The sequence below is a fragment of the Natrinema soli genome (assembly GCF_028618695.1).
The window spans coordinates 1-8,627 of record NZ_JAQIVI010000780.1 but is presented as its reverse complement, the minus strand read 5'-3'; the positions used below and the strand labels follow the sequence as shown (position 1 = coordinate 8,627).

At 65.3% G+C, this 8,627-nt stretch carries 7 protein-coding genes and 1 pseudogene; 6 read left to right on the top strand and 2 right to left on the bottom strand.

The genetic code is table 11. The annotated features are described in order from the left end of the window. Positions 1-148 (top strand): annotated as a pseudogene (locus tag PGX04_RS32325) (7,8-didemethyl-8-hydroxy-5-deazariboflavin synthase subunit CofG); the annotation flags it as partial. A 516-nt stretch (positions 149-664) separates the two neighbouring features. Here PGX04_RS32325 and PGX04_RS32320 read toward each other — a convergent pair. Continuing rightward, positions 665-1,423 (bottom strand): SDR family NAD(P)-dependent oxidoreductase, encoded by a 759-nt coding sequence (locus PGX04_RS32320; protein ID WP_273742222.1) that lies wholly within the window; start codon positions 1,421-1,423, stop codon positions 665-667. A gap of 149 nt (positions 1,424-1,572) precedes the next feature. On the opposite strand from PGX04_RS32320, the gene PGX04_RS32315 reads away from it, so the two are divergent. Beyond that, positions 1,573-2,211 carry a cyclase family protein gene (locus PGX04_RS32315; RefSeq protein WP_273742220.1) on the top strand — a complete coding sequence of 213 codons (639 nt, stop codon included), beginning with the start codon at positions 1,573-1,575 and terminating at the stop codon, positions 2,209-2,211. Between the two features lie 298 nt (positions 2,212-2,509). Here PGX04_RS32315 and cofH read toward each other — a convergent pair whose 3' ends face one another. Next, positions 2,510-3,892, bottom strand: a complete 1,383-nt coding sequence (gene cofH, locus PGX04_RS32310) for a 7,8-didemethyl-8-hydroxy-5-deazariboflavin synthase subunit CofH (protein WP_273742219.1) — start codon at positions 3,890-3,892, stop codon at positions 2,510-2,512. Positions 3,893-4,091: 199 nt separating this feature from the next. On the opposite strand from cofH, the gene PGX04_RS32305 reads away from it, so the two are divergent. The 4 genes from PGX04_RS32305 to PGX04_RS32290 all read left to right on the top strand — a co-directional run. Continuing rightward, positions 4,092-4,382, top strand: coding sequence for a hypothetical protein (locus PGX04_RS32305; protein ID WP_273742218.1), 291 nt, complete (start codon positions 4,092-4,094; stop codon positions 4,380-4,382). Between the two features lie 141 nt (positions 4,383-4,523). Continuing rightward, positions 4,524-5,588, top strand: coding sequence for a phosphoribosylaminoimidazolesuccinocarboxamide synthase (locus tag PGX04_RS32300; RefSeq protein ID WP_273742217.1), 1,065 nt, complete (start codon positions 4,524-4,526; stop codon positions 5,586-5,588). A gap of 140 nt (positions 5,589-5,728) precedes the next feature. Continuing rightward, positions 5,729-5,935, top strand: a complete 207-nt coding sequence (locus PGX04_RS32295; protein ID WP_273742216.1) for a hypothetical protein — start codon at positions 5,729-5,731, stop codon at positions 5,933-5,935. 551 nt (positions 5,936-6,486) lie between these two features. After that, positions 6,487-8,627, top strand: a 2,141-nt coding sequence (locus PGX04_RS32290) for a glycoside hydrolase family 2 TIM barrel-domain containing protein (RefSeq protein ID WP_273742215.1), incomplete at its 3' end; no start/stop codon positions are given.

Below are 8,627 nucleotides of genomic sequence, written 5' to 3'. Positions count from 1 at the left end.
CGGCTTCGACGGCCGGCTGGCCGACGGCGCGGACGGCGACCGGGAGTGGATCTCGTCGACGATCCGGGACGCGCTCGAGGCCGAGGACTCGGCCGGCGAACGCTATCGGTCGGTGCTTCGAGACGGGACGGTACCCGCGGCGGACTAGACGCGGCGTCGGCGCACGGTGTGGCCTCGATGTGGTCTGATGCCTATTCAGAAGCAGAGATCTCGGTCTCGTCAGACTGGTCAGCCGGCATGCGGTGGCGCGCTGGGCCGCGGTGAATGCCAATGAACCGCGGCACGACGTTGCGCGAGGTCTTCGCGAACTTCGTGAGCGAATGGCTTGGAAGACGCAAAGCGTCTTCCAGTGGATGAGCGAACGAGTTTACGAGTGAGCGAATCGGCTGGGGAGGGCGTGGCGATTCCCTGTTGCCACGATAGCAGGATACTTCATCACACGAATACCCATCAAAACCCACCGTTCCATTCACTGTCGACGCGTCCCGGCTAGCCCACGGAAATCGGCCTCAAACCGACTGCCGAAACCGCTCTGCTGCCGTCATCGACGAGATGGTATCATCGTGAATAACGAGCCCCTTCGCGCTCGAACGCCGGTCTCGCCACAGCAGTTGCTCCCCCAGTCGGATGACGACCGCCTCGCAAGAGAGTTCGATCGCACCGTCTACGTGCAGGAGAAACCGCCGTCGACGACCAGCGCCTGGCCGGTGATCCAGTCGGCTTCGTCGCTCGCCAAGAAGAGCATCGCGTTCGCGATATCTTCGGGCTCCCCGAGACGCTTCAGCGGATAGTGGCGGGACATCTCCGCTTTGGTCGCCTCCCACTCCTCCTCGGTCCGGTTCTTCCGGGGCATCGCGGTGTCCGTCACGCCCGGACAGACCGCGTTCGCCCGGACGCCGGCGGGGCCGACCTCCGCCGCGACGGTCCGCGTGAAGTTGACGACCGCTCCCTTCGTGAGCGAGTAGGCCCCGAGCTGCGGCGCGCCGATGACGCCGGCCAGCGACGCCGTGTTGACGATGGCTCCCGACCCCTGCTCCCTGAAGTGGGGAATCGCGGCCTGACAGCCGTTCCAGACGCCCTTGACGTTGACGTCGATCACCCGATCGCGCTCGCTCTCGTCGATCTCCTCGACCTTCGCGCGCTCGTGGCTCACGCCCGCGTTGTTCACCATGATATCGAGGCCGAACTCCGAGACCGCCCCGTCGACGGCCGCGTGGACCGCATCGGCGTCCCGAACGTCCAGCTCGAGTGCGGTCCCCGATTGCCCCGCGCTCTCGACCCGGTCGATCGTCTCCTCGGCCCCCTCGAGATCGATATCGGCCGCGACGATCGTCGCGCCCTCTCGAGCGAACCGTTCGGCCGCTTCCCGGCCGAGACCGGAGCCTGCACCCGTGATAAACGCTGTCTTACCTTCGAGTCGCATACACACACGTTATCGAGGACCATTATAAATTACTGCCACACGGTCGTCCCGCGATCGAGACTCGAGCGAGGGCCCAACCACGGGAGCAGACAGCGGTCTCCGCGACGGGTCACGGTATCGTTATCCGCCACGGCCCACGGGTACCACGTGTGCACGTCGATCTGACCCACCCGATCGAGACGGGGATGCAGACCTACCCCGACGATCCCGCCGTCGCGATCCGAGCCCACGCGAGTCACGACGAAGACGGCGTCCGCGTCGACGCCATCGAGTGCGGCAGCCACACCGGGACCCACGTCGACGCACCGGCACACACCGAGCCCGACGGGAAGACCCTCAAGGCGTTCCCGCTCGAGCGGTTCGTCTTCGACGCCGTCCGGATCGATTGTCGTGACCTCGAGGCCCGCGAGCCGATTCCGGCGGCACGAGTACCCGACAGCGACGCCGATCTGGTCGCGTGCTGGACCGGCTGGGACGCCCACTGGGGGACCGACCGCTATCTCGAGCACCCGTCTCTCTCACCAGCGGCGGCCGAGGCCTGCGTCGAGCGGGGGTTCGACGTGGCCGTGGACGCGCTCAACCCGGATCCGACGCCGACGGACAACGCCGGTGAGGATGAGCCCGATGGGTTTCAGGCCCACCACGCGCTGCTGGGCGACGACCTGCTGATCCTCGAGAACCTGACGAACCTCGGAGCGGTCGAGGATCGGTTCGAGCTCCGGGCGTATCCGCTGGCGCTCGAGGGGGATGGTGCACCGGTTCGGGCCGTCGGCGTCGTGAACGAATAGCGTGTCCTCGAGTGGTTTGTGATCCACCAGAGCCCAGAAATCACTCGAGGGAGACTGTGAAGAGAGGTGCACTCTGCTATCGTGGCAACAGGGAATCGCCACGCCCTCCCCAGCCGATTCACTCGCTCCCTGTAGTCGCTCGCTCATCCCTCGCACGGCATCGACGCCCGCCCTCACTGTCGTTCGGACGGTCGGCAGCGCGCGCCACCACACGCCGGTTGATCAGTCTCGAGGGATACGTCCCACTGCCTCTGGACTAGTAGTAATCAGTTCGAGAGCGATTGACGCAGCGCTTCGATCAGTCGTCGGCGGGGACGGTATCGCGTTCGTCCTGTTCCGCTCGAGTCAGTAGCGCCGTTCCGTCGGCCTTCGGCCCGAGTCGAGGGCCGAAAGGCGGGTCGTCGGGATCGATGACGCGGCGTTGCTCGTAGTCGGTCGAGCGCTCGACTGGGATCCGACCGATCGATGTGATCATCTCGACGTAGTCCGAAAAGGAGCGGAATTCGCCGTGCTCGCCGCCGGCACGGGTCGTAATCTCCTCGGAGAGGATCGTTCCCATGTAGTCGTCGGCCCCGCAGTTGAGCAGCTTCAGCCCCTGTTCGTCGCCGTACTTGACCCACGAGGACTGGATGTGGTCGATGTTATCGAGGAACAGCCTCGAGACGGCGATCATCAGTTCGTCCTCGTCGATGCTCGCGCCGCCCGAGACGACGTCGTGTTCGAACAGTGGCGTGTTCTGGTGGATAAAGGAGAGCGGGACGAACTCGGTGATGTTCCCGGTCCGATCCTGCAGCTCTCGGATCCGCTTCATGTGCATCGCGCGGTGGGCCTCGTTCTCGACGTGACCGTACATGATCGTCGCCGTCATCCCGAGGCCGACGTTCGCGGCCGCCTCCATGGCCTCGAGCCAGCCGTCCGTACTGATCTTGCCGGGGCAGATCACGTCGCGGACCTCCTCGACGAGAATTTCTGCCGCGGTTCCGGGAACGGTGTCGAGTCCGGCGTCTTTCAGCCGCCGGTAGACTTCCTCGTAGGACCAGTCGGTGCCCCGCCGGGCGTGATAGGCCTCTTCGGGCGTCATCGAGTGAACGTGGACGCCGTCGACGCTCATCGCCGACAGCTGGTCCGCGTAGGTGCCGGGGCTGGTGTCGTAGACCGCCGGCGGCTTGTAGTTGACTTCCTTCGGGTTCGGGTGGTCGTCGAGGATCTCTCGGTGTTCCTCGTCGAGCGCGAACGCGGGGTGAAGCCCGGAGACCGACGTGACCTCGTAAATACCGCGCTCGACGGCGTCGGCGACGATCTCGCGGGATTCCGCGGGCGTCTTCGTGAACCCCGCGGTCTCGATCTCCGTCTCGCGCTCGAAGGTGTGGGCGGCGTCCTTGAAGTTACAGAAGAGACAGCCCACGTTACAGGCCGTCGTGACGTTGTTGTTCAGGTTCGCGATGAAGGTGACCTCCTCGCCGACCTGCTCGGCGCGGCGTCGGTCGGCCGCCTCGAGCACGCGCTCCTTGCGTTTTCGATCAATCCCCTCGCTTTCCGTCCCCGTCGTGAGTAACTCGATCGCGTCGTCGACCGTGAGTCGGTCGCCGTCGCGCGCCTTTGTCAGTGCGTTCTCGAATGACTGGTCGGTCTCGGGAACGTGATCGAACGTCAAGTCGGCCTCGGTCACCGGTCGCTCCATCGAGGAAACGATACCCGTACAGCGAGAAAAGCATGGTGGATGCGGAATCGGCCGCCGCGAGCCGGTGCTGTCCCGTCGCACCGCGCTCGCTCGAGCGGGACCAGCGCGGTCGAGCGGTGACTGTCCGTGGGCCACCAGCTGACGGATATCGTCGAACGCAGGTCTCGGAACTATCGGCGGGGACCACGAACGGTGGCCCATGAGTTCACGAACACCGGAGGACTGTGTCGAACTCGCCCTCGACGAGGAGGCCGCCGAGGCGGATCGAACGGACGCGATTCACGAGTTGAAGTTGGCCAACGAGTGCGACGAACTCGAGGCGCTCGTCCGCGAAGCGAGCGTCGACGACTGGTATCGTCGGCACGCCCTCGAGGCGTTAACGACGCCCCAGTGCGATTCGACGCTCCGGGAACTCGTCGACGACGAGCCGCTCGAGGGGCCGTTGCACCAGGAGGCCGAAGAGTTGCTCGCGACCGTCGAAGACGACTGAGAGCGGGCGAAAACCGAGACCTGAACGAGAGAGCGCGTCACCAATCCGACCCCATCGACCCGATACTGAAACCTTCTTACGGTCCGGACACGGCAACTGGAGTATGAGCGACGGCGGCGAACACGTCCCGAGGTGTCTCGCGTGACGAGCGTCAAAGAGTTCCGCATCGAGGAAGACGCGACCGACGAGGAGCTCGGCCGCGGGTCGTTCGTCTTCACCGACGCCTACTCGGTGTTCGACTGGGGGAAGATGCCCGACCAGATCCCCCGGAAGGGCGCGAGCCTCTGTACGATGGGTGCGTTCAACTTCGAACTGCTCGAGGATGAAGGCGTTCCCACCCACTACCGCGGTGTTGTCGAGCGTAGCTCGACAGACCGTCGGACTTCGTCCGACGACGATTTCGAGAACGGCGACATCGTCGACCTCGAGGACGCGACCCGCCCGCCCTGGGAGATGGCCATCGACCTCACGCAGGTGCCCGACCTCCCCAACGAAGGTCGGGAGTATGACTACGAGCGCTACCACGACGCGGCCGGCGAGAACTACCTGATCCCCCTCGAGATCGTCTTCCGCAACCGAGTCCCCGTCGGCTCGAGTCTGCGCAGCCGGACCGAGCCCGCCGATCACGGCCTCGCGCTCGATAGCTGGCCCGACGAGGCCGTCGACCTCGACGACCCGATCGTCGAGTTCACCACGAAGTACGAGGAGAGCGACCGTCACCTCGAGCGCGAGGAGGCCGATTCGATCGCCGGCGCGGCGTCGATCGAGGACCTCGAGTCACTCGCCCGCGAGGTCAATCGGATCGTCACCGAGCAGGCCGACTCGGCCGGGCTGGTCCACGAGGACGGCAAGATCGAGTGTCTCTTTTATCAGGGAGAGATCCGCGTCGCCGACGTCGTCGGCACCTTCGACGAGAACCGCTTTAGCTACGAGGGCACCCAGCTCTCGAAGGAGGTGCTCCGCCAGTACCACAAGCGAACCCAGCCCGAGTGGGTGCAAACCGTCGACGCCGCCAAGGCGCAGGCGAAGCGTGAAGACGTCGCCGACTGGAAGTCGCTCTGTGACGAGGACCCCGAGCCGCTCGAGGCGGACGTCCTCGAGACCGCCAGCGACCTGTACTGCGCCGGTGCCAACGCCTACACCGGTCAGGAGCTCTTCGACGCGCCGCCGCTCTCGAGCGCTATCGGTGCGGTTCAGCGGCTCTAAGGCCACTCGACCGCAGTCCGTGGAGCGGAGTCCCGAGTTCGAAACGGTCGCCCGAACCGTGTATTATGCTATCGTTCCACAATCCGTGTCGAAGAAAGTAATCCTCATATTGGGGCCGAACGACGGTCAAACGAACGCAAATGACCCCTGCTATCGCCAGTGGAGCCGCAACGAGTATCGTCCTGTTCAGTTTCACCACCGGGATCGCGGCCGTTGCGAGCGCCATGCTCGCCCTCTTCGTGCTCGTGATGGTCGGCTTCGCCGTCGCGCCGCTGTTCTCCTCGTCGTGGGCTGGCCAGCAGGACGTGTCGTCGGCCGCGGCCAACGCCGAGCCGAGCGACGACTGACGACGCCCGCCCCGACGACTGCTCCGGTTCCGATTTTGCGACCGTGCCGGTTCGTTGCCGTTCGCCGCATGCATCGAACGCGGACCGTCGGGACCGGCCGGTGAACGTGCGCCGTTCCTCGACCGACAGGACGCCGATCGCGTCTTCGGAGTCAGTCTCGAACCGGAACCGGACGATCAGGGACGGAGACGCGACGGCACGAATCCCACACCGAACGGAGACAGGTCGAATCGCTCGGTAGGGCGCGCGGTCGGCTCGACGCTGCCGATCGGAAAGTAGGTCCGCACGCTCGACATGCGAACGGACCGTGTCCTGACTCGCGGGTCGAGGTCGATCGGGTCCCAGTGATCGTTCTCCTCTAGACGTCTCTCATTATATGTTGAATTCCCCCATTCGCCGATCAAACCCAGCCGTAGCGCTACTCTCCGGCCCAATATATCAAAATTGTAATAGTTATATTGCCACACCTAATTTTATATGACAATATGGAATACGACAACGAGAGCCATGAGACAAATCCACCTTGCGATCACTGCGTCGCGAGGAGACGTATGACTCGAGAGCGAGAACGAGGGGCGAAGCGAGGGCTCGGTACCTCACTGGCCGCTTCCCGACGGGAGTTTTTAGCGGCGACGGGGATGGCCGCGCTCGTGCCGGCGGCCGTCGGATCGAGCGTCGGGACGCCCGATACCGGTGACTCCGGCCCCGGCCGAATCCGCAATCTCTCGGCGTTCCTCGAGGACCCGACCGTCTTCGCGGAGAATCGGGAACCGACCCACGTCACGACCGCGATCCCGTACGAGTCGATGGGAACCGCTCGACGGGCCGACGAACCGTTCACGGAACTCGAATCGCGGTTCGAAGACTCGTCGTACGTTCGGTCGCTCAACGGCGAGTGGGACTTCCGGTTCTCCGAGCGGCCGTCCGAGCTGCCCGACTCCTACGACGGGGTCACCGACTGGGACTCGATCTCGGTGCCGTCGGTGTGGCAGACCGAGGGATACGATCAGCGACTGTACACGAATAACTCGATCACGTGGGATCACTACGATCCGAGTCAAGCGGGCGATCTCGTCCCCGGCGAGGACGGCACGGTCGACGTACCCGGCGTCGGTGACGGGGACGACGGCGCGAACCCCGTCGGGACGTACCGACGGACGTTCACCGTTCCGTCGGCGTGGGACGGCCGAGAAGTCTTCCTTCATTTCGAGGGCGCCAAACAGGCGTACTTCGTCTGGATCGACGGCGAGTACGTCGGCTTCCAGCAGGGCGCGATGACGCCCGGGGAGTTCGACGTCACGGATCACGTCGCTCCCGGCGAGGAGAGTCAGGTGACGGTTCAGGTCTACCGCTGGTCCGACGGCGAGGCGCTCGAGACGATCGACATGTTCCGGTACTCGGGTATCCACCGGAGCGTCTACCTCTACGCCACGCCGCTGGTCCACATGCGAGACTTCGACGTCCGAACGGCCCTCGACGACGACTACGAGGACGCGACGCTCTCCGTCGACGTCGAACTCGTGAACTACACCGACAGCGGACGGGGCGAGTACACGGTCACGGGACACCTGTTCGGCCCGGAACAGTCCCATCCGGGGCGCGGACCGCCGGACGATCGAGGCAAACCCGGGTGGAGCGGCGACCGGGGGAAACCCGAGCGGAACGGCAATCGAGGGAGGCACGGGCGGAACGGCCCGCCGCACGGACGGAAAGTTGCGACCGTGTCCGCGTCCGAGACGGTCGACGGCGACGGCGCCGTCCTCGCGCTCGAGGCCGACGTCGAGGACCCGGCGAAGTGGTCCGCCGAGCACCCGTCCCTCTACACGCTGGTGCTCGAACTCGTCTCCGAAGGCGAGGCGACCGAAGTCATGCTCGAGAAGGTCGGGTTCCGGGAGTACGAGACGACCCGCGGCGAACAGGGCGCGGTCATCACGGTCAACGGCGAACCGGTGAACGTCAAGGGCGTGAACCGTCACGAGACCGATCCCGACTCCGGACGGACCGTCCCGATCGAGACGCTCCGCGAGGACCTCGAGACGATGAAGCGGTTCAACGTGAACGCGGTCCGAACGTCGCATTACCCGAACGATCCGTCGCTGTACCGCCTCGCGGACGAGTACGGGATCTACGTGCAGGACGAGGTCTACGTCGAATCCCACTGGTGGGAGGACCTCCTGGCGGACACGGAGGTCTACCACGAGCAGGCCGTCGAACGGTTCCGCCGGATGGTCCTCCGCGACCGAAACCACGCGTCCGTGTTCTCGTGGTCGACGGGCAACGAGGCCGGTACCGGCGCCGAACACCTCAACATGGCGGCTCTCGCGATGGACTCCGACGCGTACCTGCCGCCCGACACCGCGGACGTGAGCGGCGTCGGTCCCGTCGAGTCGTACGACGGTCCGGTCGAGGGGCTCGCCCCCGACCGACTCATGTATCACCAGCCCAACGGCGGCGGCTGGAACGTCGAGTACAGCGATATGCTCGGCCCGCGCTACCCCAGCGTCGGGACGCTCCTGCGGACCGCCGACGGCTCGCACATCGGCGACGGCCTCCGATCGGTCGTCATGGGCGAGTACAATCACGCGATGGGCAACAGCTTAGGGCTGGTCCACGAGATGTGGTCCGAACACATCATGCCGCCCGTCCGTCGCGCGACGAACCGCGCCGGCGACGGCGGCCACGGCGCCCTTAT

What these genes read in the sequence shown, in the direction of transcription:
- cofH (WP_273742219.1), bottom strand. Translation starts at nt 3,892, where the DNA reads ATGGAGCGACCGGTGACCGAGGCCGACTTGACGTTCGATCACGTTCCC.
- PGX04_RS32305 (WP_273742218.1), top strand. Translation starts at nt 4,092, where the DNA reads ATGAGTTCACGAACACCGGAGGACTGTGTCGAACTCGCCCTCGACGAG.
- PGX04_RS32295 (WP_273742216.1), top strand. Translation starts at nt 5,729, where the DNA reads ATGACCCCTGCTATCGCCAGTGGAGCCGCAACGAGTATCGTCCTGTTC.
- PGX04_RS32320 (WP_273742222.1), bottom strand. Translation starts at nt 1,423, where the DNA reads ATGCGACTCGAAGGTAAGACAGCGTTTATCACGGGTGCAGGCTCCGGT.